The organism is Tsukamurella sp. II2bb, assembly GCF_057815145.1.
This window is the reverse complement of record NZ_JBYPZI010000006.1, coordinates 117737-141814: the sequence shown is the minus strand read 5'-3', so window position 1 is coordinate 141814 and position 24078 is coordinate 117737. Positions and strand designations below refer to the sequence as shown.

Sequence of the window (24078 nt, the reverse complement as noted above, 5' to 3'; positions counted from 1 at the left end):
AATAGGTCTTGTGAACAGACTTGTTGTGCGCCATGATGAGTCTCATGAACAGACTCGAATCTCGCTACGGCCGGGTACTCGCCACGGTCGCGGCCAGCACGCTCGTCGCGATGCTGGCGTACGCGGGGCCGTTGGGCAATGCGGTCACGCTCAACGCGGCGCTGCGCGCCGGCCCGGCGAGCGCCACCTGGATCCTCGCGTCCATGAGCGTCGGGCTCGCCGCAGCGCTCGTCACCGCGGGCGTGGTGGCAGACCGGATCGGCCATCGCCGGGTCTTCCTCGCGGGCGCGGCGGTCTTCCTCGTGGCGAACCTGACGTGCGCCGTGGTCGCGACGGCCCCGCTGTTCGTCGCCGCCCGGATCGTCGCCGGTGTCGGTGCCGCGGGCATGATCGCGACGGGGCTCGGGCTGGTCGCGGCGGTGAGCGAGCACGACGGCCATCGCGCCCGCACGGCGGTGTGGTGGAGCTCGTCCATGGGGGCGGGCATCGGCCTGGGGCCGATCGTCACCGGCTTGCTCGACCTCGCCGGGGCGTGGCGGGCCTTCTACGTCCTCCTCGCGGCGGCGGGTGCGGCGCTGTGGATCTCGGCACGCCGCATCCCCGCGCAGCCCCCGCACAACCCCGACCGCCCGCAGAGCGTGCTCGGCTTCGTCCTGCTCACGGGCGCGCTGAGCGCGGCGGTGGCCGCGCTCGTCGAGGTCCGGGTGCGGGAGGCGGGGCTCGCAGCGGCCCTCGCCGTCCTCGCGGTTCTCCTCGCCGGGGCACTGATCGCCGGCGGCCGTTACGGCGCGGCGCCCCTGGTCGACCCCGCGCTGTTCCGCCACCGGCGCTTCCTCTCGTCGACTGTGGCCGGACTGGGCGCGGGAGTCGGCGTGATCTCGGCGATGTCCTACTCCGGCACCTTCGTCGTGCACGGTCTGGGGCTGAGCACCCTCCAGGCGGGGCTCCTGCTCTCGCTGTGGGCGGGCACGAGCGCCGTGGCGGCCCTGGGCTTCTCGCGGCTGGCGGGAATCCTCTCGGGTCGTGCGCACCTGCTCGGCGGCCTCGCGGGGGTCGCGGTGGGCCTGCTCCTGATGTCGGGCCTGTCCGACGGTGCCTCGCCCGCGCGGCTCATCCCCGGGCTCGTGGTGGCGGGCGTCGCGTCCGGTCTCCTGAACACGGGTCTGGCCCGCGAGGCGATCGCGAGCGTGCCCGCCGGCGATGCCGCGATGGGCAGCGGTGTCAACAACACCGCCCGCTACGTGGGCTCGGCGCTGGGTATCACGATCGCGGGCGTCCTCGCCTCGGGCGCGCCCGGCGCGATCGCCGGCTGGAACCGCATCGCGTTCGCCGCGGCGGCCGCCTCGCTGGTGTGCGCCGCCGTGGCCGGACTGCTCACGCTCCGCGCCGGCGCCCGCGTGGCCGGTCGAGAAGGGCCGGCCGCGCCGTCACCGGCCGCTCCGCCGCTCCCGCGAGGCTGACGGTCATCGTTCGTCGGCCACCTGGCCGTCGCCCTGGATGACGGCGCGGGCGGCGAGGAGCAACTCCGCGATGTCGTCGTCACCGCGGCTGCGGTAGGCGCCGATGACGGTCGCCAGAGGCGAATCCTCGGGCAGGCAGACTGCGCGTGCGAAGGCCCGGCGTGCCGAGTCCCCGCGCAGACGCCGGCCCGCGCCGATGAGGACGAGCGCGTCGCGGAGCGGGTCGCCTGACGCGGAGTCCACCACTTCGACCGTGAAGAGCTGTTCGTCGCCGAAGATCAGGAGCACCTCGGTTCCAGCGGGGACGTCGTAGGCGAGCAGGTATCGCCGGATCGTCCCGAAGATCGGCTGGTTCCCCGTCCAGTTCACCGATTGCTCGTCGTAGTCCGAGGCGAGGACCACTTTGTCTCCGTGGCTCATCCCGAGGATTCCGGCGATCGCGATCGGGGCGATGAATCCGCTGCCGCGCAGGTGCTCGCTGGTCACCCGGACGCGGAGCGCCCAGGCGTCGCCGTGCCGGTACAGGCGCGCGGTGTGCTCGGGGGCCTTCCGGGGATGGCGCGTCGTCGTAGCGCCGCGGACGATGCCGCCGCGCAGCTCGTACGGCGGATTGGAGGCGTACGCGAGCACGCTGGCGGCGGAGACGGAGAACCGGCCGGTGATCGATTCGACGAGATGGTCGAGCGCGACGGCGCCGCCCGCCTGGTCGAGCTCCTTGCCGATGGCGGCCTTGATCCCCGCGTAACCCTCGAGCCCCCAGTCGGCGAGCGCCCAGCGGTCGCGGTCGACCCGCGCGAACCGTTCGTCCGCACTGAGCGAGTTCGCCAGGCTCCGCGCGCTCCGCTCGTGGACGAAGCGGTCCACGATCTGCTGCGCGCCCAGCGGTGCCCCTTCGATCGAGAGGACGGCGGCGGCGTAGTCGCCGACCGAGGACGTCCGGGTGATCACGTGGTCGCCGTCGACGACGTACCCGCACCGCTCAAGCCAGGACCGCGTCGTCGGCTCCGGCGCCGGCTCGGGGCCGAGGGCGATGTCCTCGATCCGGACCACGCCGTGCGGATCGGCGGCGGCGTCGAGGAGCTGCCGTGTCCGGTTCTCGGCCTCCGCGAGAGTGGGTGCGGCACACCATCCGTCGAGGATCTCGTAGCTGTCGTCGAGGCGATCGAGGAGCCGCCACGCGGGCTGCCCGACCGCGTCGACGGTGCCGGCGATCGCGGGCATCAGCGCGATCACCTCGTCCAGAGGGCGGAGCGCGCCGACGTTCCGCCGGATCGCGGCAGCGGCCTGGGCGAGGGTGCCTCCCTCGGTCACCGCGGCCGCGAGGGCGGCGCGCGCCTTGTTGTCGAGCTGTCGGACGCGCTCCCGGGTCACGCCGTGCGTCTGCCCCAGCTCCTCCAGCGTGGCCGGTTCGTCGGCGAACAGGCGGCGACGCAGGATGTCGACGGTGCGCGGTTCGTACCCGGCGAACAGCTCGTCGAACAGCGTCGCGATCGTCCGCGCCGGACCCGTCCCGCCCGGTAGGTCCGCGGCGGTGAGACCACGGACGTACTCGCGCGCCTCGCGGACCTCGGCCGGCTCACCCGGCAGCGGTCCGTCGCCGAGGAGAGGCTCGTCCGGTCGGCCGACGGCCTGCAGCCATGTTCCGATGACACGCAATCGTGCGGCGATCTCGCGATCGGGATCGGACGAGGGGGAATCGCCCGGCTCGGACGCGTCCACGAGCCACTCGACGATGCTCGGCCGGTGTCTCTGCGGAGTCTCCGGCTCGGTACCCGCCCCCGTGGCGAGCGACGCGGTCGGCTCGGCGGGGGTGTCCGATGCGCTGATATCGGCGAGCGCCTCGAGGATCGCTCCGACGGTGCCCGTACCGATGGCTCGCCACCGCATCATCGTGCCGCTCGTCAGGGGCCGCAGGTGGCTCGTGGTGGCGTACTCGAACCTGGCCAGGGCGCGGGCCGCGCGGGTGGGGAGCTCTAGTTCGGCGAGGGGCACGTCGAGGGGGAGCATCGGGAACAATTCGACGACCGGCGTCCCGGGCGCGTACTCCATCGCGAGCGCGACGAGGTCCGACAGGCGAGCCTGCCGCGCCTCGGTCCCGGCGTCGTCGATCGGGACCCGCCACTCGCTTACGCGGGGCGCGGCGGTGGTGAGCCAGGGGAAGGCGTCCGTCCACAGCGCCACCGTCGGGTGGGCCGGGCCGTCGGCCGTGCAAGTGGACATGGTGTGCGAACCTCCCCGTTCGAGCGTGTCCGAATCTTTATAGCGTTCGGCACCGACAACATCGTCCGGCGCATCCCCGATCGCGGCACCTCGCGAGCGCGAGCGGCCGCGCGTGGGTACGGCGTCACGCTCCGGACAGGTGCTCTCGCAGCCGGTCGAGGAACACGGATTGCGCTTTCACCAGCTTCTCCGCCGCTTCCTCGAGACTGAACCACCCCGCCCGGTCGATCTCCGGGAAGCGTTGCATCCGGCCGGAACCGCGCGGCCACTCCAGCTCGAACTCGTTGGAGCGGATCGTCGTGGCGTCGAAATCGCCTTCCCGCGCGAAGACCGACACCGTCTTGCCGCCGGACTGCCGGACGGAGCCCAGCGGCACCGTCGGCCCGGGTGGCGCGGGGCGGCCGAGTTCCTCGGCGAACTCGCGCTCCGCGGCGGCGAGAGGCTCCTCGGTGGTGTGGATCCCCTTCGGAATGGACCAGGCGTGGGCCTCCTTACGGCTCCAGAACGGGCCGCCCATGTGTCCGATCAACACCTCGATCCCGCTGTCGGCGATGCGGAACAGGAGGAGCCCGGCGCTGGTCGTGGTCACGTCCGCAGCGTAGCGCCGAACGGCCGAAAGCCGAGGCGGTCACACAACTGGTCCAACCAGTTGACCAGAAGGCGGGCGGGCTGTCATGCTGCTCGCCATGGACGTCACTCCCATCGCCAGGACCGCGGTCTCGGACGAGGTGCTCGCGCGCATCGTCGACGAGATCCTGTCGGGCCGCCTCGCCCCCGGCGATCCGCTGCCGGGCGAGCGCGACCTCGCGGACCGCTTCGGGGTGAACCGGCACGCGATCCGCGAAGCGCTCAAGGGCGCGCGCCAGGCGGGCCTGGTGCAGATCGCGCAGGGCGGCAAGACGCGGGTGCTGGACTGGCGCGAGAGCGCGGGACTGGACGTGCTCAGCGCGGTCGCCATCGCCGGGGTCGTGCCGCCCCTGCGCGTCCTGCGGGACGTCACGCAGATGCGTCGCACCGTCGCCGCCGACGCCGCCCGGCTGTGCGCCGAACGTGCCACAGCGGGGGAGAGGTCGGCGATCGTCGAACTCGCCCAGGGCTATCCGGACGGAGGCTACGCCGCCGATGCCGCGTTCTGGACCGCCGTCATCGACGGCTCCGGCAACCTCGCCTATCGCCTGGCGCTCAACACCCTCCTCGCCGGCATGCGCGGCGTGGGGGAGCAGACCTTCGGCGCGCTCGGGCTCGACGGTGAGCTGTTGGACGGGCAGGCGCACGTCGATCTCGCGCGGTGCATCGCCGACGGTGACGGCGCCGCCGCGTACGCGAGGACGTCCGCGCTGTTGGACGGCATCGTCGCCGCCCTCGACGAGCAACTCACGAATCTCTAGAAAGACCGGGTACCACCGTGTTCGACCTCATCCGCGCCGCCATCCCCGTCTTCGTGCTCTGCCTCGTCCTGGAGTACCTGTCGTTCCGCTTCCTGCCGGACGACGACGAACTCGGCTACGACCTGCGGGATTCGCGCACCAGCCTCGCCATGGGCATCGGCAACGTGGTCATCAACCTGGGCTGGAAGCTCGTGGTGCTCGCCGCGCTGGCCGGGGCGTACCTCGTGGCGCCGGTGCACCTCTCGGCGGCGAACCCGCTCACCTGGGTGCTGCTCTTCCTGGCCGACGACCTGGCCTACTACTGGTACCACCGCACCCATCACACGGTCCGGGTGCTCTGGGCGAGCCACGTCGTGCACCATTCGAGTCGCTTCTACAACCTGTCGACCGCGCTCCGGCAGACGTGGACGCCGTTCACCGCCCTGCCCTACTGGATCCCGTTGGCGCTGATCGGTATCCCGCCGTGGATGATCCTCCTGCAGCAATCGGTGAGCCTGCTGTACCAGTTCTTCATCCACACCGAGCGGGTCGGGCGGCTCTGGCGGCCCATCGAATTCGTGCTGAACACACCGTCCCACCACCGCGTGCACCACGGCTCCAATCCGGAGTACCTCGACCGCAACTACGGCGGCATCCTCATCGTCTGGGACCGCCTGTTCGGCACCTTCGAGCCGGAGGGGCAGCGGGTGCGCTTCGGCCTGACCAAGAACATCGACACCCACAACCCGCTCCGCGTCGCGACGCACGAGTACGCGGCGATCTGGCGGGACGTGCGGGCGGCGGATTCCTGGCGGGTCCGCTGGGGCCACGTGGCGAAGGGGCCGGGCTGGTCGCCGCGCTGACGGGTGGCGGCGACGGTGCGCGTTCCGCTAGGCCCGTCCGCCCGCCGGCTCCGCGCTCGCACCGGCCTTCTGCACTGCGCGTGTGAGCATCTCCGGCCCGGTGACCAGCGCCCGGCGCCAGGGTGCCACCCCGTCCATCTCGACCTGCAGGGAGAAGCTCAGTACGGTCCGGATGAGCACGATGATGCCGAGCACGGCGACGTCCGTCAGGGTCGGATCGGAACTGACCGTCTGCACCAGGTCCGCCGCGACCAGGATCTCCAGGCCGAGCAGGATCACGCTGCTGAAAGTCTCACGCAGGGTGCGCAACCCCGATGTCCAGCTCCCCGCGCGGCGCCATGCCATGCCGGCGGCGACCAGGGCCACGACGAAGCCGAGGGTCAGCGCGGCGACGCCGGCGAACTCGAAGCCGACGCCGACGATCTCGAAGATGTGCTTGACTTCCACGCGCTCATCGTGCCACAGCGGAACGGCGCGAGAGCACGGCGTTCGCGATCCCCGCGCCGAGCACGACCAGCGCCGCCACGAGGGGTGAGCACTGCGCGACCGCGGTGCCGAAGCGCTCTGCGAGCGCGCCGTTGACCGCCGACGCGAGGGACTGTCCGAGGATCAGCCCGCTGCCGAGCATGGTCATCACCGTGGCGGAGCGGCCCAGCGGGCTCCGCTCGGCGCCCAGGCTGAACTCGGTGACCAGGGTGGGGCCCACGCCGATGCCCGCGATGGCGAGGCCGGCCACGAGCAGCGGTAGCGACGGCGCGGTGGCGATGAGCACCGCGCCCAGGACCAGTACCGTGGCGAAGCCCACCCACCGCGCGGCGATGCTGAACCGCTCGGGCAACAGCGCCGAGCCGAGGGCCAGCGCCGCCGAGCCGACGCCCATGACGCCGTAGAACAGCCCGGCGGACTCGGCGTTGCCCGCGTCGCGCATGAACGCGGTGAGGCCGGTGAGGGTGGAACCGAAGAACAGGCCCATCCCGAAGACGCCCGCGATCACGGTGAGGAGAAGGGGTTCGGCGAGCTCGCGTGCCGGTGCCTGGGCGACGGTGCCGTCGGCGTGCTGCTCGGTGGCGCGGCCGCTGGGGTGCAGAGCGAAGGCCGAGACGAAGAGCACGGTGAGGACGGCCGCGCCGACCATCGGGGCGGCGGGCGACATCGTGGTCGCGAGCAGGCCGACGATGACCGGCCCGAAGACGAAGATGACCTCGTCGGCGGCGGATTCGTAGGCCATCGTCGACAGCAGGGTCCGGCCGCGGCGTCCCTCGGGCAGCTTCGTGGTGATCATGGTGACCAGGCGGCTGCGGGACATCGGCCCCACCTGCGGTGCACTCGCGCCCACGAGTGCCGCGGCGGCGAGGACCGTCCAGCCCGGCAGTGGGCTGAAGACGACCCACGCCATGAGGAGCAGGGCGAGACTGTTCGTGATCCCGGCGGCGAGTACCGCGCGGCGTTGCCCGTACCGATCGGCGGCGGCGCCGACCAGCGGACCGACTGCGGCGGAACCGATCCCGACCATCGCCGAACTGAGCCCGCCGAAGGCCAGCGAATCGCGCCCGGCCACGACCAGGGTGAGGGCGCCGACCACCATCATCGCGAACGGCAGCCGAGCCACCAGCGCGATCGGGAAGTAGGAGGGCCCCGCGACGGAGAGCATCGACGGACCCGCGGATCCGGTCGCCCGTGGGGATGTTTCGTGGCACATGGTGGCGGTCACCGTGAGGGGCCTTTCCGCGGCCGGCGCCGCATCGCTCGACGTGCCGCCTTGGGAGCCCGGGGGACGTGCCAGGTAGATACACGGTTCTTCGGCTGCGGCTCGGCCGCAGCCGAAACATCCTATCAATTATTCGGCGCCGTCGCTGCCCGTCGCGCATCGATCGTCGTATCTACGTCGGCAAAGCCCCAGGTGAAGGGGGGTTTTGTCCGATTGGTCACGCGGCGTCGGTAAGGCTAGTCTCACTCAACTATGACGAGCCTTACCTTCTTTGTAGCGGCGTCCGCTCCGGCCGCCCCACCGTTGTGGCGCATCCTCACGCAGGTGGGCTACTTCGGCGCGCTCTCGCTGACCGTCGGGTTCTTCCTGGCGCTGGCCTTCCTGCTGCCCGCGGGTGCGCGGGGTGGGGCGGCGGAGCGCAGCCTGCGGAGCCTCGCGCCGGCGATCGCGGCGTTCACGGTGATCGCCGGATACGGTCAGTACGCGGGGCGCATCGCGCGCGGCAAGCTGGGTCTCGGCTTCGCCGAGTCGCTCTCGCCGAGCCGGTTCGGCGCCTATCTCGACCTCCCGAAGGACAAGGGCGCCTGGATCTCGGCGTCCGCGATGGCCACGGTCCAGCTCGGGCTGTTCGCCGTCGCCGCGATCCTCGTCCTCGTCGTCGGCCGGGCGCGCGGGCGGACCATGGCGGCGGGCGCCGCCGTCGGCTTCGCCGTCGTCGTTCTCGCGGCGTCGGCGCCCAGCCTGACCACGACCGTCGTGGGCATGGACGCCGCGGCCAACCGGGTGCTCAAACTCGCGCACATCCTGGCCTGCGTGATCTGGCTCGGCGGTGTTCTCGTGCTCGCGGCAGCCGGGCTGCGCGCGCGGCGCTCCGGCATCGACGGCGCGAACGCCTTCGGACGCATGTGGGTGCGGTTCAGTGCGTGGGCCATGGGCGCGGTGATCGCGGTGGGCGTGAGCGGCCTCTGGCTCACCTGGGTGCACGTCGGTTCGTTCGCGCAGTTCGCCACCACGCCCTACGGGCGATACCTGTTGCTCAAGCTGATCCTGGTGGCTGCCATGGTCGCCGCGGGCGTCTACAACGTGCGGGTGCTGATCCCCGCCGTCCGGCGGGCGCGTCTCGCGGGTGACGAGAGCACCGTGATCCGCCTCGCGCTGCACCACTTCCCGAAGGTCGTCCTGGCCGAAGCGGTCGCGGGGGTGGGCGTCCTGTTCATCGTTCCGTTCCTGTCCGGGTCGGCGCGCAAGCAGGCCGACGGTGCCGTCGCCGGCCCGTTCGACTGGGAGGCCTTCGGCATCGGCGCGCTCGTCGTGGCCCTGTTGATCGGCGCCTGCGCGGCCGCGGTACGGGCCGGAGGGAGCCGGGCGGTCGCGGCCTGACCGCGCCTACCGGATCGGCGGCTGCAGGACGTCGCTCAGCGTCACCAGCTGCAGGTTGCGGGAGCGGATGATCTCCGTGAGCTGTCCGTAGACGTGGGTGACGGGTTCGTGGTTCGCGTGCCCGATCACGATCGCCTGCTCGCGGAAGTACTTCCGGGCGCACTCGAGCAGGTACTTCTCGGTGATCAGCCCGGAGTCGGACAGCGAACCGTCCCACAGCGTGGGGACCGGGTAACCGAGATCGGCGGCCACCGCATCGACGTGGGCGTTGTGGTAGCCGAAGGGCGGCCGGTAGAAGGGCGTCCCGTCGACCCCGAAGTTCTGCCGGAGGAAGTCCTTGGTGTGCTGGAGTTCCCGCGCCACGCCCTGCGGGCCGAGGGCGACCAGCGAGGGGTGGGTCCAGGTGTGATTGGCCAACTGCACCTGGCCGGAGTCGACCAGCGGCCGCAGTGCGTCCCGATGCGTCGTCCAGCCGGCGAAGCTCCCGGTCACGAAGAAGGTCAGGCGCGCGCCGGTGTCCTGGGCGAACCGCGTGTACGCGCCCACGACGTCGGCGTTCGCGCCGTCGTCGATGGTCAGTGCGAGGTGACGGCCCTGCCCCGGGAGCCGGGTGATCGGCGCCGCCGGGATCGGTGTGCGGACAGTGTCCGGCGGCGGCGGTCCGAAGGGCTTCGACGGCGCCGGTGGCGGAGCGCTCGGACTCCCGCCGGCGCCCGCGCGGACGGTCGCCTCCGGCGTGCAGCCGGTCAGTGCGCCGACGGTGCCCGCGGCCAGGAGGGCGAGCAGAGCGCGGCGCTCGATCCGGGAGCCGGTCACCGCGCGTCCCCGACCCGCACCACCTCGAGCGGCACCGTGCCGGTGTGGCGGAATCCCATCGCGTCGTACAGCTTCTGCGCCGGGTTGTCGTCGGAGGTGTGGAGGAAGGGGATCTCGCCGCGGTCGCGGATGCCCTGCGCCACAGCGCGGATCAATCGGGAGGCCAGGCCGCGGCCCCGGGCTTCGGGCGCCGTGCAGACGGCGCTGATCTCGGTCCATCCCGGCGGGTGCATGCGCTCGCCGGCCATGGCGATCAGGGAACCGTCGGAGTCCCGGACGCCGAGGTAGGTCCCCAGGCGGATCGTCTTCGGCAGGAACGGGCCGGGCTTCGTGCGTTCGACGAGCGCCGCCATCTCCGGGACGTCGGCGTCGGTCAGGCGCACGGCCTCCGGGTCGGGAGCCGTCTCAACGGCGCTGCCGTCGTACTGGACGAGGCCGATCGTCTCGACCACGGTCCATCCGGAGGGCAGCGGAGTCGCGCGGTCGCGGAGGAGGACGGTCCCGTCCGCCCCGGCGAGCCGAGCGGCATCGGCGTAGTCCTCGGCGGTGAGCTCGCGCGGATGGCCGAAGAAGACCGAGACGTCGGACCGGTACCGCTGGATCCTGCCGCTCGTCGTGCGGAATCCCGCGTGCGGCCCGGAGAGGGCGGCGTTCACGGGATCGAGCAGGACGCTGTTCTCGGTCACCCGCCGATCATCCCAGACGACGGTTGTACGTCGGTGGCGACCGCGGCCAGACGGGGGAGGACCTGATCGCGCCAGCCCGGGCCCATCCGCTCGAACGCCGCGGCCATCCGCTTGTCGTCCAGGTCGAAACCGCTGTGCTCGAGCAGAACGCGGGTGCCGCGTCCTTCGGGGCGCAGTGTCCAGGTGAGCGTCCACTCGGTGGTGAAGGTGTAGACGAAGCGCTCCGGTGCCACCGACTCCAGCACCCGGCAGGGCTGTGCCCCGAAACCGGGCATGTCCAGCGTGAACTCGTGCCCGATCTCCGCGGCGATGTCGCCGTCCGCCCACCAGCGGCGCACCAGATCCGGTTCGGTCAGGGCGCGCCAGACGGTGGCGGGTGCGGCGGCGACGAACTGATCCAGCGTGATGGTGGCCATTCACAACTCCTCTGCGACCTCGGCGAGCGCGGACAGTCGTGCACGCCAGAACTTCTCGAACGGGTGCAACCACTCGCCGAGCTGCTCCAGCGGTTCGGCCGTCAACCGGTAGATCCGGCGGCGCCCCTCGGGGGAGTCGGTCACCAGGCCCGCATCGCGGAGCACCTTGAGGTGCTCCGCGACGGCGGGCCGGCTCAGCGTGAATCTCTCGCTCAGCTCGCCCGCGGCCAGGGGGCCGTCGGCGAGGATCCGGAGCAGTTCCCGGCGGACGGGATTGGCGAGCGCGAGGAAGACGCGGTCGACGTTCTCCGTCTCGGTGGTCACGCCGCCGAGGTTACGTCGGAGATACCCGACATGTCAATGATCTCCGACATGTCCTCGATGTCCGCACTCACTCGAAGGAGGCGCCCTCGAAGTCCTCCGGGGTGTACTCCCGAGCCTCGACGAGCACCATCCAGTTGCCCGAGTTGTCGCGCATCAGCGCCTCCACGCCGTACGGGCGCTCCTCGGGCGGCTGGATGAACTCGACGCCCTTAGCGGACAGGGCCTCGTACGTCGCGCGGCAGTCGTCGACGGCGAGCCCGAGGCCGGGCAGGCCACCGTCGGCCTGGGCCCGCTGCATCGCCGCGATGAGATCGTCGGAGAGGGGCTTCGACGGGGTGGTCAGGTGGACCTGCAGTTCGGGCTGCGCCGGGTGGCAGACGGTGACCCACCGGAAGTCGGGCCCCATGGTGATGTCGTCCTTGGGAGCGAAGCCGAGGATCTCGGTGTAGAAGCGCAGAGATTCGTCGAGGTCCTTGACCCACACGGACACGAGCGAGATGTTCTTGATGATCATGCCGACGAGCCTAGGAGCCGCCGGGCGCGCCCGGCTTCTCCTCGCTTGCGGAGCCGTGCCGCTCCGCGAGCCCGGCCATGAAGACGTAGCAACTCGGGATCCGCGGGGCGCCGTCGGACCACCGCGAACGGAACTCGGTGGGCGATTCGCCGACCAGCTCGCGGAACCTGCTGCTGAACGATCCGAGGCTGGCGAACCCCACCGCGGTACAGATCTCGGTCACCGTGAGATTCGTCGCCCGGAGCAGGTCCTGCGCGCGTTCGATGCGCCGGCGGGACAGGTGCTCGGCCGGTGAAAGGCCGTAGGTCGCCGCGAACAAGCGCTGGAAGTGGTACTTGCTGATACCCGAGATCGCCGCGAGAGCGGCGAGATCGAGCGGCTCGGAGTAGTTGCGGTCCGCGTGATCCCGTGCACGGCGCAGGTGGGGCAGGAGGTCGTCGGACGCGCGCACGGTCACCGGGATCGCCTCCGCTCTCACGTCAATGAGGGAATTCGCCGCTGATCCTCTCACTGTGCCGCCTACGATGGGCGGCTATGGACCTCAAGGGCATCGTCACCACTCCGCTGCGCGTCGTCTTCTCGACCGCCGATGCCGCGATGTCGGCGATCGAGGGCGGCGTGGCCGTCACCCGGTTCGCCGTGCAGAACGTGGACGCGGAAGTGAGCAACGCCCTGCACGTCGAGGCGGGGATGTCCGCGGCCACCCCGATGCAGTTGCTGCAGCGCCTCGCCCTCCTGCTCGAGCCCGATCGCCCCATCGGGATCATCCTGTCCCGCGGCGGCCCCCTGGACCGCGTGCTCAAGCCCGGCGGCGTGGTCGACCGGCTCACCGAGCCCGGCGGCATGCTGGAGAAGCTCACGGGGTCCGGCGGCCTGCTCGACCAGGTCACCAAGGACGACAGCCCGATCACTCGGCTGACCAGCGAGGGCGGCCCACTCGACCGTCTCACGCGCCCCGGCGGCGTCGTCGATCAGATCACCGACTCGGAGGGGGTCCTCGAGCGTCTGACCTCCGAGGGCGGCGTCATCGACAAGCTCACCGCGCCCGACGGTGTGCTGGAGAAGCTCATGTCCAAGGACGGCGTGCTGGACAAGTTGACGGAGAAGGGCGGAATCCTCGACAAGCTCGCCGCCGACGACGGCGTGCTCGAGAAGCTCACGGGCCAGGGCGGCCTCATCGACAAGCTCACCGAGCCGGACGGGGTGATCGACCGGGCGATCGCGGACGGCGGCATCGTCGACCAGCTGCTCGGCCAGGAGGGCGCGATCGAGCGCGCCATCGCGCCCGGTGGCACGCTGGACGCCGTCGCCCAGCTGCCCGACGTGGTGGCCGAGCTCAACGAGGCCGTCGCGCTCATGACGGCCGCGGTCAACCCGATGAGCGAGCTGGTCAACCGCCTGCCCAAGCGCATCCTCAAAGGGCGGGAGGGGCGGGAGCCCCGCCGCGGCGCCGGGGCGTCCGACGGTGCCCCCGTCACCCGTGCCGACGGCGCACCATCGGACGGGCCCGAGCTGATCTGAGCCGTCCGGGTGACCGGGTGGGGACGGCCGGGCGAACGCCCGGCGAACTCGACGGTGCCGCCGTTCACCGACGTGTGAATCCTCGTGTAACCCTTGCCGAACACCGGCTCGGTGCCCTTCCGTGCCGGTCCGCTGCGCGCTTACCTTCGGCGCATGAAGATCACAGTGCTGGGTACGGGGTACTTGGGGGCCACCCATGCGGCGTGCATGGCGGAGCTGGGCCACGAGGTGCTCGGTGTGGACGTCGACCTCAGCAAGATCGCCGCGCTCTCGGAGGGCAAGGTGCCCTTCCACGAGCCGGGCCTGCCCGCCGTGCTCAAGCGCAACATCGAAGCCGGCCGGCTGCGCTTCACCGACTCCTACGAGGAGGCGGGCGCCTTCGGCGACGTGCACTTCATCGCGGTCGGCACGCCGCAGCGCAAGGGCGAGTTCGCGGCCGATATGACGTACGTGAACTCGGTGGTCGATTCGCTCGTGCCGCATCTGCGCCGCGACGCCGTGATCCTGGGCAAGTCGACGGTCCCCGTCGGCACCACCGACCTGTTGCGGGCCCGCGCGGCCCGGCTGGTCCCGGCGGGCGTGAGTGTCGAATTCGCCTGGAACCCGGAGTTCCTCCGCGAGGGCCACGCGGTCAAGGACACGCTGGAGCCGGACCGCCTCGTGCTCGGCGTCGAGCCCGGCGGTCGCGCCGAGGAGGTCGCCCGCGAGGTCTACGCGGGCATCCTCGCGCGTGACATCCCGTTCTTCGTGACCGACACCGCCACCGCCGAGTTGGTGAAGATCTCCGCGAACGCCTTTCTGGCCACCAAGATCTCGTTCATCAACGCGGTCGCCGAGGTCTGCGAGGCCGCGGGCGCCGACGTCGTGGCTCTCGCGGACGCGATCGGCGTGGACTCCCGGATCGGTCGGAAGTTCCTCGGGGCGGGCATCGGCTTCGGCGGCGGCTGCCTGCCCAAGGACATCCGCGCGTTCATGGCCCGCTCCGGCGAGCTCGGCGCGGGCCACATGCACGGCCTGCTCCGCGAGGTCGACGCGATCAACATGAGCCGGCGCACCCGCATGGTCGACCTGGCCCGGGAGGCCTGCGGCGGAACGCTGCTCGGCGCCAAGGTCGCGGTTCTCGGCGCCGCCTTCAAGCCGGACTCGGACGATGTGCGCGACTCGCCGGCGCTCAACATCGCCGGCCAGATCCAGCTGCAGGGCGCGGCCGTCTCGGTCTACGACCCCGAGGCCATGGACAACTCGCGGCGCGTCTTCCCCACCCTCGACTACGCCACCACCGCACTCGAGGCGTGCGAGGGCGCCGATGTGGTGCTGGTGCTCACCGAGTGGACGCAGTTCCGCGAGCTCGACCCGGCGGTCGTCGGCGCGGTCGTCCGCAACCCCGTCCTACTGGACGGGCGCAACTGCATGCCGGCGGCGGACTGGGTCGCGGCGGGCTGGGAGTACAGCGCCTGATCCGTGCTCGCTGGACAGGAATGAGTGCACACTCGTACACTAAATCTTCATGAACGCTGTGCACGATCGCCGTCGACTGGAGGTGCGCGCTCTCGCTGAGCTGGGCTGTAACGAGATCGCGGGCACGGCGGACGGCGTCCACGGCGTGCACCGGGCCATCTCGGATCGGGTGTTCCGGTACGTCCGCCTCGGGGTCGGTCCCGTGGTCGCCCCGGTGCGCGCCCTGCACGACGGCATCACCGACGGCGTCTACGCCACCATCAGTACCGTGGCGCGCACCGTCGGCCGGGTCGCGGCCGCGGGGGCGGACTGGCCGGGGGACCGGCCACCGTCGGAGACGGTGCGCGGGGCGACGCTGATCGGCGCGGTCCTCGGGCTCATCGGCGACGACCTCGAGGCGCAGGGCTCACCGCTCGCCGCGGACCCCGTCACCGTCCGGGTCGACGGTGCCGTGGTGCACCTGGGCGACGGCCCGGTCCCGCCCGGCCGGCTGGATCCGGCCGAGGTCTTCGACGGTGCGACGGGTCGCGTCGTGGTGCTGCTGCACGGGCTCACCGAGACCGAGTACGCCTGGGGTGTCGGCGGCCTCGATGCGGAGGACTACGGCGTGCGGCTGGCGGTCGACCTGGGCTTCACCCCCGTCTACGTGCGGTACAACAGCGGCCGCCACATCAGCGAGAACGGCCGCGAGCTGGCGGATCTGCTCGAGCGGCTCGTCGCGGCCTGGCCCGTGCTCGTCACGGAGCTCGTGCTGATCGGGCACTCCATGGGCGGCCTCGTGGCGCGCAGCGCCGCGCACCGGGCGGACGAGGCCGCAATGGCCTGGCCCACCGCGGTTTCCGCCACCGTCAGTCTGGGGACCCCGCACCTGGGCGCACCGCTGGAGCAGGCCGCGCACTACGGCAGCGCGGCGCTGGCCGCGATCCCCGAGACCGCGCCCTTCGGCCGGCTGCTGCGGCGGCGCAGCGCGGGGATCCGCGACCTGCGGGGCGGATCGATCGTCGACGAGGACTGGCGCGGCCGCGACGCCGACGCCCTCGGCCGCGCCGTCGCAGCGGAGGTGCCGCTCCTGGACGGTGCGGAGCACTACTTCGTGGCCGCCACCGTGACCCGCAGCGGGAGCAACCCGGTGGGCCGGATCGTGGGCGACGGGCTGGTGCTCGGACCGAGTGCGGCGGGCCGGAACCGCGCCCGCCGCATCGGTTTCACCGCCGAGGCGGGGATGCACCTCGGCGGAGCCCATCACTTCACCCTGCTCCGCTCGGACGCGGTCTACGAGCGGATCCTGGGCTGGCTGGATCAGCCGCGCGAGCGCGCGGGGGTGACGGGCGAGTAGTCCGAGGCGTCGCCCCGCAGGGCCACGCCCTCCCGGCCGTCGACGCCGACGGGCAGATCGCCGGCCAGTGTGACGCGACGCAGCAGTCGCCGGTGGTCGCCGTAGTCGTTGATGCCGAAGTGCTGCGTGGAGCGGTTGTCCCAGATCGCCACGTCGCCCGGCTGCCAGGCCCAGCGGACGGTGTTGTCGGGGTTCTCGATCCGCCGCTGCAGCAGCGCGAGGATCGGCGCCGAGTCGTGGCTGCTCAGGCCGGCGAAGGACTTCACGAAGTGGCCCAGCAGCAGTGAGCGCCGGCCCGTCTCCGGGTGCACCCGCACCACCGGATGCTCGGATTCGAAGATGTTCCGGATGAACTCCTTGTGGTACTCGGCGCGCTGGTAGGTGGCGTTGTGACCGGCGTAGTCGTAGTCGTTGGTGTGGATCGCACGCAGGTTCTCCGCGAGCGCCTTGAGCGGCGCGGGCAGCTTGTCGTACGCGCGTGTGGTCGAGGCCCACGTCGTGTTCCCACCGTGCGGCGGCAGCTCGACGGGCCGCAGGATCGACGCCTTGGGCACGCGGTCGACGAAGGAGACGTCGGTGTGCCAGCTGTTCGCCGCGCCCTCGATCGGCAGCAGGTCCGAGTCCGAGCGGACCGTCGGGTGCGGGGTGGTGGGCACGCCCAGCCGGGCGGCGAAGGCGTGCTGGCCGGCGTCGTCCAGGTGGTGCTGGCCGCGGAAGAAGATCACCTCGTGCTCGGCGAGCAGGTCGAGGATCGTCTCCGCGGTCGCGTCGTCGATGTCGCCGCCGAGTCGCACGCCGTGCACGACCGCGCCGATGTGCTCACTCAGTGTGGTCACGGTGATCCCGTGCGCGGTGGTCGTGGTGGGATCGAGCGTAGCGGTCATGCCATCCTCCGGAAATCCGTAGCGTGCGTGGTGCTTCCAGCTCACCCGATCCGCTTCGACGGTGCCAGGGTTGCGTTCAGCGGGCGCGGAACCCTCAGTCCGCCTCCTCCTCGGCCTCCTGCTGCAGCCGGTCGATGTCGCCGGACGGCACGCCGACACGGCCCGGCGTGTACGTGACCGAGTGCAGCGCACCGGAGTACGGAAAGGTGCCGCGGCGCTCGCGCAGCTCCCACGCGACGGGCCCCCGGGCGTCCACGCCCACGGAGATCCCGGTCCACGGGGCCATGCCGATGAGCTGGACCCGGTCGGTGAGGGTGGCCGGCTCGTGCCCGTCCACGCCGATGCGCAAGTCCCACCGCAGGTTCGGGCGAACGGTCGCGATGAGGGTGACGGTGCGCCGGCCGGGCGTGACCCGCTCGGTGCGCGCCTCGGTGTAGCGGCCGTAGGCGTTGTAACCCAGGACGATCGTGCCGTTCTCGACGTACACCAGATAGCCGCCGAGCGGGTCGCCGTGCGCTACCAGGACGCCCTCGTCGCCGCCGCTGGTCCCGACGCCGATCTCCACGTCGATGTCGATCCGGAAGTCGCGGTACTGGACCAGCTTCGCCGAGCGGTAGCGTTCGAGCACCGGAGTTCCGGGGAGGAGCCGCACCGGCGCGGAGAGCCGCTGTTCCGCGGGGTTGCGGGTGGATCCGTCGATCACGAGGGGGAAGACGGTGTTCCGCCACGCCTCGTGCTCCCACTCCGCCGCCAGCTCGGCGACCAGCTCGGGGTGTCGCTCCGCGAGGTCCGTCGTCTCCGCGGGGTCGGCCCGGTTGTCGAAGAGCTGCCAGCGGGGCGCCAGCGGATCGGCGCCCGGCGTCTGCAGGCTGAGCAGTTTCCAGCCGTCGCGGTAGTAGCCGCGGTGGCCGCGGAACTCCGTGTACTGGCGGCTCCGGGCGGAGGGGGCGGCACCGTCGGACCAGGCGGCGCGCTGGGAGAGGCCGTCCCGCTCCTGCGCGGGCCGGCCGTGCCGGAACGCGGGAGTGGGCACGCCGGCCAGGTCCAGCAGCGTCGGCGCGACGTCGGTGACGAAGGAGTACTGCTCGCGCACGCCGCGGGCGTCGGGCAGCCCCGCGGGCCAGGACAGCACGAAGGGCACGCGCACGCCGCCGGCGAAGGTCTGGCCCTTGTAGAACCGGAACGGCGTGTTGGACACCTGCCCCCAGCCGCGCGGGTAGTGCACGCCGAGGCGCGCCGTGCCGATGAGGTCCTCCGGGTGGTCGACGTCGCCCTCCCAGCCCTCGGGGCCGATGCCGTCGGCGAACTTCACGAACTCGGCGAAGTAGCTGCGGGTGCCCTCGGGGCCGCCCTCGGCGGTGCCGCCGTTGTCGGAGGTGAAGACGACGATCGTGTTGTCCAGCTCGCCCAGCTGCTCGACGGTGTCCAGCAATCGGCCGAGGCTGTCGTCGACGGTGCGCACCATCGCCGCGTAGACCTGCATGTACCGCGCGAACCGGCGGCGCCGATCGGGATCGAGCTCGTCCCACGGCGGCACGTCGTAGCCGGGCTCGCCGTTGCGGTCCGCGGGCCGCACGTCCGGACCGAACAGCCCGAGTTCCTGCTGCCGGGCGAACCGCTGCTCGCGCACGGCATCCCAGCCGCGGGCGTAGTCGAGGTCGCCGCGCGGCAGGTCGGCGTCCTTGACCTGCAGCGGACCGTGCATCGCGATATGCGCGAAGTACAGGAAGAAGGGCTTGTCCGCGTCGTGCGCGCGCAGGTCCTTGATCCACGAGACCGCCGTGTCGGTGAGCGCATCGGTGACGTAGAAGTCCTCGGGGTACTCGGTGACCGGGTCGACGGTGTTGTCGCGCACCAGCTGGTTGGGGTGGAAGAAGGAGTTCAGGCCCTCCATCGAGCCGTAGTAGTGGTCGAAGCCGCGTTGCAGGGGCCAGGAGGAGCGATCGGCGTCCGGCCCGAGCCGCGAGTCCTTCGCCAGGTGCCACTTGCCGACGGCGTAGGTGGCGTATCCGGATTCGCGGAGGATCTCCGGCAGGGTGAGCACGTCGTCGGCGAGGCTCAGGCGCAGGTTCGGGTACCCCGGATCGGAGTTGGCGACGGAGCCGTAACCCGCGCGGTGCGGGTTGAGCCCGGTGAGCAGCGCCGCGCGGGCGGGCGAGCACACCGGCGTCGAATGGTGATTGGTCGAGACCACGCCGCGCGCGGCGAGCGCGTCGAGGTGCGGCGTGGGGATCTCGGAACCGTACGGGCCGATGTCGGAGAAGCCCATGTCGTCGACCAGGACGACGATGATGTTCGGCGCGCCTGACGGGGCGCGTACGTCGGTGGGCCAGGCGGGCTCCGACTCGGCCTCGGAGCGGCCGATCCGCCCGGTGAAGTCGTCGTATCCGCGGGCGTGATCGGGGATGGTCGTCATGCCGGCGCGGTCACCGCCGGAGCCTGCTCGACGCCGAGGGCGTCCAGCAGCCGCTCGCGCAGCTCGGCGAAGCCCGGCTCGCCGGGCCGGCGCCCGGCACCGTCGCCGACGGTGACGTCCACCGACAGGATGCCGTGGTCGAGCACCAGGATCCGGTCCGCGAGCGCGATCGCCTCGTCGACGTCGTGGGTGATGAGCAGGACACCGGGCCGGTGCCGCGCCACGAGGGCCCGGAGGAGGTCGTGCATCTTCAGCTTGGTCAGGGCGTCGAGCGCGCCGAAGGGCTCGTCGGCCAACAGCACCGCGGGTTCGCGGACCAGGCTGCGGGCCAGCGCGACCCGCTGCTGCTGACCACCGGAGAGCTCGCGCGGCCAGGCCTTCTCCCGGTCCTCGAGCCCGACCTCCGCGAGCAGCGCGCGGCCGACCTCCTTCGCGTCGGGTCCCGGCAGGCCGAGGATGACGTTGTCGAGCACACGCGACCAGGGCAGGAGCCGCGAGTCCTGGAAGACCACGGCGCGCCGCGGATCGACCTCGAGCACACCGGATCCGGGGACGCCGTCGTCGAGGCCGGCGATGGCGCGCAGCAGCGTCGACTTGCCGGAGCCGGACCGGCCGAGGAGCGCGACGAACTCGCCGCGCCGGATGGTCAGGTCGACGCCGCGGAGCACGGCGCGGCCGTCGAAGCCGCGCACCAGGTTCCGCGCCTCGATCACCGGACCGTGGTCTTCGTCGGTCGCGGGCGGCGTGCTCAGTGGGCCAGGGTGCTCTGCCATGACAGGGCCTTTCGTGCGGAGTAGCGGACGAGGAGGTCGGTGCTGAAACCGAGGAGTGCGTACACGGCGAGGCCCACGACGATGACATCGGTGAGGCCGTACAGCCGCGCCTTGTACATCAGGTAGCCGATGCCGTCGGACGCGCCGACCTGTTCCACGACGACCAGGGCGAGCCAGGCCACCGTCGCGCCGAGGCGCAGGCCGGTGAAGAATCCGGGCAGCGCGCCCGGGATCGCGATGTGGCGCACGAACTTCGCGCGGCTCAGACCGACGGTCTCGGCGAGTTCGACGTACTTGCGGTCGATGCCGCGCAGCCCGGCATGTGTGTTGAGGTAGACCGGTGTCGCCACCGCGAGGGTGATGAGGACGATCTTCATCTCCTCGCCGATCCCGAACCAGACGATGAACAACGGGAGCAGTGCCAGCGCGGGAATCGCCCGGTAGACGGTCACGGTGCCGTCGATGAGCGCCTCGCCGGGGCGGGTGAGGCCGGAGAGCAGCGCCAGCACGACCGCCAGGCTCACGCCCAGCACGCCGCCGACGATCGCGCGCTGTGCGGAGGCCCAGATGTTGGACCACAGGGAACCGTCGACGGCCAGGTTCCACGCGGTCTGCGCCACCGTCCACGGGGCGGACAGGACGGTGTCCGGGATGATCCCGGTCGCCGAGCCCGCGGCCCACAGGGCGACGACGAGCACGGGCCCGGCGAGGATCCACGCGCCGATGGGGCGGGAGTCGACGAGGGCGCGGCGCGCGGTCGTGCGGGGCAGGAGTTCGTGGTCGGGATCGAGTGCGCCGGGCCGTTGCTCCGGCGCGGAGTCGTGCGCGAGGCCGCTGCCGAGGCGGCCGATAGGGGGAGAGGTCACGGGTGGCCCTTACGTCGTGGAGTGGGTGTCGAAGCGGAAGTCGACGGAGCCGTCGGCCGAGACGCGACCGCCGGGGATCTCGTCGAAGGCGGCGAGGGTGTCGATGGTGTCCTGCTGGCGCGCGACGAGCGCGCGGTCCAGCGATACCGAGTGCCAGGTGCCCTGGCCCTCGTAGGCGATGCGGCCGACGGCCGCGGGGATCTTCAGCGCGCCCACGTAGTAGGTGGCGATCCACCGGTTCTTGTCGGCGTCCGCCCAGGCGCGGGCCCGGTCGATCGCCGCCGTGAGGCGCTTCAGCGCCGCCGCGCGGGCCGGATCGGTCAGTGCGGCGCGCGGCGAGTACAGGAACATCAGCCCGGACTGCGCCGCCTGGGAGACGGCGTCGGGGAGCGCCTGCGCATCGGGGTGCGCGAGTCGGTACTTCGTGTTGATCGGCTCCATGAGCGGGGCGATGTCGATCTGGCCGGCGCCGAGCGCCTCGCCCACCTCCGTGAGCTGCAGCGGCACCAGCTGGACGTCGTGCTTGGACAGCCCCGCCGCGCGCAGCAGGCGCAGCACCATGGCCTGGTGCGCCGTGCCCTCGGCGTAGCCGATCTTGCGGCCCCGCAGGTCGGCGGGCGTGCGCAGGGGCACTCCGGGCCGCGCGACGGTCGAGACGCCGGGGCGATCGAGTTGCCACGCCTTGATGATCGGGCTCGGGAACCGGGCGATCTGCGCGTGGATCGGCGGCACGTCGGCGACGATCGCGACCTGCGTCGCGTCGGCGCGGAAGGACTCGAGGATCGCCGGTCCGCCCGCGAAATCGGCGAACTTCACGGTGAATCCCAGCTTCGCCGCCTCCCCGGACGCGGTGAGCATCGTCTTGAGGATGGACTGCTGATCGGCGACGGTGATGACGGTGTCCGCGGGCACCCGGTCGGGAATCGGCGCCGACGGGTCGTACGCGGGCCCCGTCGACGGCGTGCACGCGGCGACGGCGAGCACCGCGACCAGGGAGGTGGCGAGCGCCGCGGCGTGGCGGGGGAGGCGAAATGGCATGCGATGCAGTGTTCGTGTCGCGGCCGCCCGGCGGAACCCTTGGACGCACGCTGAACGCAAGGGAAGGCGCGGCGTGCGGATAGAATGGTCCGCGTCATGGGCAAGATCGTGCTGTTCTACGTGTTCGCCCCGCTGGCCGATCCGGAGGCGATCCGGTTGTGGCAGCGGGCGCTGTGTGAGGCGAACGGCCTCCGCGGCCGGATCATCGTCTCCCGGCACGGGATCAACGTCACCGTCGGCGGGGAGATCCGCGCGGTCAAGCGGTACGTGCGTGCCACTCGTGAGTACGCCGCCTTCGCGAGGGCCGATGTCAAGTGGTCGGACGGTTCCGCCGAGGACTTCCCCAAACTCTCGGTGAAGGTGCGCGACGAGATCGTCACCTTCGGCGTCCCCGACGAGATCGAGGTCGACGGTGCCGGCATCCGCGGCGGGGGAACGCACGTGACGCCCGACGAGCTGCACGCGCTCCTCGCGGAGAAGCCCGACGCCGTCTTCTTCGACGGGCGCAACGCCATCGAGGCGGAGATCGGGCGGTTCGCCGGCGCCGTGGTCACCCCGGCGAAGACGACCCGGGACTTCGTCGAGCTGCTCGAGGCGGGGGAGTACGACCACCTCAAGGACCGCCCCGTGATCACCTACTGCACCGGCGGAGTGCGCTGCGAGGTGCTCAGCGCGGTGATGCGCCGCCGCGGCTTCGGCGAGGTCTATCAGCTGGACGGCGGTATCGCCCGCTACGGCGAGCGATTCGGTGACCGCGGGCTCTGGGAGGGCTCGATGTACGTCTTCGACCGCCGGATGCGCATCGACTTCTCCGACGCGGCGAAGCGGATCGGCCGGTGCGCCCAGTGCGGGACCCCCACGTCCGACGTCGCGAACCTCGCTCCGCCGCAGGACCGTGAGCTGGCGGTGCTGTGCCCCGACTGCGCACCGGCGACGGCCTCGTGAGGTCGCGTCCGGTCCCAGTCGTGGTGGTCGCCGGCTATCTGGGGGCCGGCAAGTCGACGCTGCTCAACCACCTGCTCGCCGGTGCCGGCGACGCCCGGATCGGGGTGGTGGTGAACGACTTCGGCGCGGTCAACATCGACGCCATGCTCGTCTCCGGTGCCACGGGCGGCGGCTCCGTGCGCACCGTCTCGCTCAGCAACGGGTGCGTGTGCTGCACCGTCGACGACGAGGAGCTCGAGGACGTCCTCGGCTCGCTCGCCGCCCGCGGCCTCGATCTGGTCGTGGTCGAGGCGTCGGGGCTCGCCGAGCCCGCCGCGATGGTGCGGCGCGTGGTCCTCGCGCAGGACCCGCGCATCGACTACGGCGGCCTGGTCTACGTGGCGGACGCGGCGCACCTCGCGGACACCCTGGAGCGGCACCCCTCGCTGCGGCACCACCTGGCGCTCGCCGACCTCGTCGTGCTCAACAAGGTCGACCTGGCCGCTGATCCGGAGGCCGCGCGGGCGCTGGTCCGCCGGTTCGCGCCGTCCGCGCCCGTGGTCGGGACCGTCGACGCCGTCGTGCCCGTCGAACTGCTCATCGACGGCGAAGTGCTCGCGCGGCGTGCCGCCGAGCGCCGCGAGTCACCGCGCCAGCTGACGCTCGACGAGGCGCTGCGCGAGCACGACCACGATCGCGATCACGGCGGGCCGGGCGAGCACCGGCATGCGCACCTGCACGACGAGTACACCGCGGTCACCGTCGAGACCGATGTCCTGGACGCCCGGGCGACCGCCGCGCTGCTCACCGACCCGCCCGCCGGTGTCTTCCGGGCGAAGGGCTTCGTCACCGTCGCGGACGGCACGCGACTGGAGGTGCACACGGTGGGGCGGCACGTCCGCACGGCACTCGAGCGGGGCCGCCGGGGTGGGGCCGCGTCCGTCCTCGTCTTCCTGGGGATCGGGCTCGACGAGGCCGCCGTCCGCGCACGGGTCGAGGGTTGCCGGGCGGCGCCGGACGCCCCGGCGGACCCGCAGGCGGTGCTCTCCCTACTGCGTTACTCCGCTGCGGCGCAGTCGGATTCGGCGATCCTCGAAGACTGATTCCG

24 protein-coding genes are annotated in these 24078 nt (G+C 71.9%); 9 read left to right on the top strand and 15 right to left on the bottom strand.

Translation table 11 applies throughout. The annotated features are described in order from the left end of the window. The first annotated feature begins 44 nt into the window (after nucleotides 1-44). Complete coding sequence (locus tag AC21LY_RS14975; protein WP_489047307.1) at nucleotides 45-1460, top strand: MFS transporter; 1416 nt, start codon at nucleotides 45-47, stop codon at nucleotides 1458-1460. A gap of 3 nt (nucleotides 1461-1463) precedes the next feature. On the opposite strand, the gene AC21LY_RS14970 is transcribed toward AC21LY_RS14975, so the two are convergent. Beyond that, nucleotides 1464-3680, bottom strand: coding sequence for a sigma factor-like helix-turn-helix DNA-binding protein (locus tag AC21LY_RS14970; protein ID WP_489047306.1), 2217 nt, complete (start codon nucleotides 3678-3680; stop codon nucleotides 1464-1466). 124 nt (nucleotides 3681-3804) lie between these two features. Beyond that, nucleotides 3805-4269, bottom strand: a complete 465-nt coding sequence (locus AC21LY_RS14965) for an NUDIX hydrolase (protein ID WP_489047305.1) — start codon at nucleotides 4267-4269, stop codon at nucleotides 3805-3807. 97 nt (nucleotides 4270-4366) lie between these two features. On the opposite strand from AC21LY_RS14965, the gene AC21LY_RS14960 reads away from it, so the two are divergent. Both AC21LY_RS14960 and AC21LY_RS14955 read left to right on the top strand, forming a co-directional pair. Further along, nucleotides 4367-5068, top strand: coding sequence for a FadR/GntR family transcriptional regulator (locus tag AC21LY_RS14960; protein ID WP_489047304.1), 702 nt, complete (start codon nucleotides 4367-4369; stop codon nucleotides 5066-5068). Between the two features lie 17 nt (nucleotides 5069-5085). After that, on the top strand, nucleotides 5086-5910 hold the full coding sequence (locus AC21LY_RS14955; RefSeq protein ID WP_489047303.1) for a sterol desaturase family protein: 825 nt from the start codon (nucleotides 5086-5088) through the stop codon (nucleotides 5908-5910). A 27-nt stretch (nucleotides 5911-5937) separates the two neighbouring features. Here the strand turns inward: AC21LY_RS14955 and AC21LY_RS14950 are convergent, their stop codons facing one another. Next, nucleotides 5938-6357, bottom strand: a complete 420-nt coding sequence (locus tag AC21LY_RS14950) for a DUF1622 domain-containing protein (RefSeq protein WP_489047302.1) — start codon at nucleotides 6355-6357, stop codon at nucleotides 5938-5940. Nucleotides 6358-6361: 4 nt separating this feature from the next. After that, nucleotides 6362-7561, bottom strand: coding sequence for an MFS transporter (locus AC21LY_RS14945; RefSeq protein ID WP_489047301.1), 1200 nt, complete (start codon nucleotides 7559-7561; stop codon nucleotides 6362-6364). A 309-nt stretch (nucleotides 7562-7870) separates the two neighbouring features. On the opposite strand from AC21LY_RS14945, the gene AC21LY_RS14940 reads away from it, so the two are divergent. Then, the gene (locus AC21LY_RS14940) at nucleotides 7871-8998 is read left to right on the top strand and encodes a CopD family protein (protein WP_489047300.1); all 1128 of its coding nucleotides are present in this window, start codon (nucleotides 7871-7873) and stop codon (nucleotides 8996-8998) included. Between the two features lie 6 nt (nucleotides 8999-9004). Here the strand turns inward: AC21LY_RS14940 and AC21LY_RS14935 are convergent, their stop codons facing one another. From AC21LY_RS14935 to AC21LY_RS14910, 6 genes are all read right to left on the bottom strand, one after another. Then, nucleotides 9005-9814, bottom strand: a complete 810-nt coding sequence (locus AC21LY_RS14935; RefSeq protein WP_489047299.1) for a polysaccharide deacetylase family protein — start codon at nucleotides 9812-9814, stop codon at nucleotides 9005-9007. Continuing rightward, nucleotides 9811-10500, bottom strand: a complete 690-nt coding sequence (locus AC21LY_RS14930) for a GNAT family N-acetyltransferase (protein WP_489047298.1) — start codon at nucleotides 10498-10500, stop codon at nucleotides 9811-9813. Before AC21LY_RS14930 ends, AC21LY_RS14935 begins: the two co-directional genes overlap by 4 nt. Continuing rightward, nucleotides 10497-10916 carry an SRPBCC family protein gene (locus AC21LY_RS14925; protein ID WP_489047297.1) on the bottom strand — a complete coding sequence of 140 codons (420 nt, stop codon included), beginning with the start codon at nucleotides 10914-10916 and terminating at the stop codon, nucleotides 10497-10499. The genes AC21LY_RS14930 and AC21LY_RS14925 overlap by 4 nt, the downstream gene beginning before the upstream one ends. Then, a complete protein-coding gene (locus AC21LY_RS14920; RefSeq protein ID WP_489047296.1) occupies nucleotides 10917-11240 on the bottom strand; it encodes an ArsR/SmtB family transcription factor in 324 nt (107 codons plus the stop codon). Between the two features lie 67 nt (nucleotides 11241-11307). Continuing rightward, entirely contained in the window at nucleotides 11308-11751 is a 444-nt protein-coding gene (locus AC21LY_RS14915; protein WP_489047532.1) for a VOC family protein, read from the bottom strand. Between the two features lie 13 nt (nucleotides 11752-11764). After that, on the bottom strand, nucleotides 11765-12211 hold the full coding sequence (locus AC21LY_RS14910) for a helix-turn-helix domain-containing protein (RefSeq protein WP_489047295.1): 447 nt from the start codon (nucleotides 12209-12211) through the stop codon (nucleotides 11765-11767). A gap of 77 nt (nucleotides 12212-12288) precedes the next feature. Here AC21LY_RS14910 and AC21LY_RS14905 point away from each other — a divergent pair, with 77 nt between their 5' ends. From AC21LY_RS14905 to AC21LY_RS14895, 3 genes are all read left to right on the top strand, one after another. Continuing rightward, the gene (locus AC21LY_RS14905; protein ID WP_489047293.1) at nucleotides 12289-13275 is read left to right on the top strand and encodes a hypothetical protein; all 987 of its coding nucleotides are present in this window, start codon (nucleotides 12289-12291) and stop codon (nucleotides 13273-13275) included. Between the two features lie 153 nt (nucleotides 13276-13428). Further along, the gene (locus tag AC21LY_RS14900; RefSeq protein ID WP_489047292.1) at nucleotides 13429-14733 is read left to right on the top strand and encodes a UDP-glucose dehydrogenase family protein; all 1305 of its coding nucleotides are present in this window, start codon (nucleotides 13429-13431) and stop codon (nucleotides 14731-14733) included. Between the two features lie 49 nt (nucleotides 14734-14782). Continuing rightward, nucleotides 14783-16069 carry an esterase/lipase family protein gene (locus AC21LY_RS14895; RefSeq protein ID WP_489047291.1) on the top strand — a complete coding sequence of 429 codons (1287 nt, stop codon included), beginning with the start codon at nucleotides 14783-14785 and terminating at the stop codon, nucleotides 16067-16069. Here AC21LY_RS14895 and AC21LY_RS14890 read toward each other — a convergent pair. The 5 genes from AC21LY_RS14890 to AC21LY_RS14870 form a co-directional block, all read right to left on the bottom strand. After that, nucleotides 16033-16953, bottom strand: a complete 921-nt coding sequence (locus AC21LY_RS14890; RefSeq protein ID WP_489047290.1) for a TauD/TfdA dioxygenase family protein — start codon at nucleotides 16951-16953, stop codon at nucleotides 16033-16035. The genes AC21LY_RS14895 and AC21LY_RS14890 overlap by 37 nt on opposite strands. 94 nt (nucleotides 16954-17047) lie before the next feature. Continuing rightward, nucleotides 17048-19369, bottom strand: coding sequence for an arylsulfatase (locus AC21LY_RS14885; protein ID WP_489047289.1), 2322 nt, complete (start codon nucleotides 19367-19369; stop codon nucleotides 17048-17050). Continuing rightward, a complete protein-coding gene (locus tag AC21LY_RS14880; protein WP_489047288.1) occupies nucleotides 19366-20142 on the bottom strand; it encodes an ABC transporter ATP-binding protein in 777 nt (258 codons plus the stop codon). Before AC21LY_RS14880 ends, AC21LY_RS14885 begins: the two co-directional genes overlap by 4 nt. After that, the gene (locus AC21LY_RS14875; RefSeq protein WP_489047287.1) at nucleotides 20118-21008 is read right to left on the bottom strand and encodes an ABC transporter permease; all 891 of its coding nucleotides are present in this window, start codon (nucleotides 21006-21008) and stop codon (nucleotides 20118-20120) included. Before AC21LY_RS14875 ends, AC21LY_RS14880 begins: the two co-directional genes overlap by 25 nt. 9 nt (nucleotides 21009-21017) lie before the next feature. Then, entirely contained in the window at nucleotides 21018-22046 is a 1029-nt protein-coding gene (locus AC21LY_RS14870) for an ABC transporter substrate-binding protein (protein WP_489047286.1), read from the bottom strand. Nucleotides 22047-22142: 96 nt separating this feature from the next. On the opposite strand from AC21LY_RS14870, the gene trhO reads away from it, so the two are divergent. Continuing rightward, nucleotides 22143-22991: an oxygen-dependent tRNA uridine(34) hydroxylase TrhO gene (gene trhO / locus AC21LY_RS14865; RefSeq protein ID WP_489047285.1), complete on the top strand. Its 849-nt coding sequence runs from the start codon at nucleotides 22143-22145 to the stop codon at nucleotides 22989-22991. A gap of 20 nt (nucleotides 22992-23011) precedes the next feature. After that, nucleotides 23012-24073 (top strand): CobW family GTP-binding protein, encoded by a 1062-nt coding sequence (locus AC21LY_RS14860; RefSeq protein WP_489047284.1) that lies wholly within the window; start codon nucleotides 23012-23014, stop codon nucleotides 24071-24073. Nucleotides 24074-24078: the final 5 nt, after the last annotated feature.

Excerpts from the sequence above, each read along its gene's own strand:
- trhO (WP_489047285.1), top strand. The coding sequence starts at position 22,143 with ATGGGCAAGATCGTGCTGTTCTACGTGTTCGCCCCGCTGGCCGATCCG.
- AC21LY_RS14940 (WP_489047300.1), top strand. The coding sequence starts at position 7,871 with ATGACGAGCCTTACCTTCTTTGTAGCGGCGTCCGCTCCGGCCGCCCCA.
- AC21LY_RS14960 (WP_489047304.1), top strand. The coding sequence starts at position 4,367 with ATGGACGTCACTCCCATCGCCAGGACCGCGGTCTCGGACGAGGTGCTC.
- AC21LY_RS14895 (WP_489047291.1), top strand. The coding sequence starts at position 14,783 with ATGAACGCTGTGCACGATCGCCGTCGACTGGAGGTGCGCGCTCTCGCT.
- AC21LY_RS14870 (WP_489047286.1), bottom strand. The coding sequence starts at position 22,046 with ATGCCATTTCGCCTCCCCCGCCACGCCGCGGCGCTCGCCACCTCCCTG.
- AC21LY_RS14900 (WP_489047292.1), top strand. The coding sequence starts at position 13,429 with ATGAAGATCACAGTGCTGGGTACGGGGTACTTGGGGGCCACCCATGCG.
- AC21LY_RS14945 (WP_489047301.1), bottom strand. The coding sequence starts at position 7,561 with ATGCTCTCCGTCGCGGGGCCCTCCTACTTCCCGATCGCGCTGGTGGCT.
- AC21LY_RS14890 (WP_489047290.1), bottom strand. The coding sequence starts at position 16,953 with ATGACCGCTACGCTCGATCCCACCACGACCACCGCGCACGGGATCACC.
- AC21LY_RS14880 (WP_489047288.1), bottom strand. The coding sequence starts at position 20,142 with ATGGCAGAGCACCCTGGCCCACTGAGCACGCCGCCCGCGACCGACGAA.
- AC21LY_RS14885 (WP_489047289.1), bottom strand. The coding sequence starts at position 19,369 with ATGACGACCATCCCCGATCACGCCCGCGGATACGACGACTTCACCGGG.
- AC21LY_RS14970 (WP_489047306.1), bottom strand. The coding sequence starts at position 3,680 with ATGTCCACTTGCACGGCCGACGGCCCGGCCCACCCGACGGTGGCGCTG.
- AC21LY_RS14975 (WP_489047307.1), top strand. The coding sequence starts at position 45 with ATGAACAGACTCGAATCTCGCTACGGCCGGGTACTCGCCACGGTCGCG.
- AC21LY_RS14925 (WP_489047297.1), bottom strand. The coding sequence starts at position 10,916 with ATGGCCACCATCACGCTGGATCAGTTCGTCGCCGCCGCACCCGCCACC.
- AC21LY_RS14905 (WP_489047293.1), top strand. The coding sequence starts at position 12,289 with ATGGACCTCAAGGGCATCGTCACCACTCCGCTGCGCGTCGTCTTCTCG.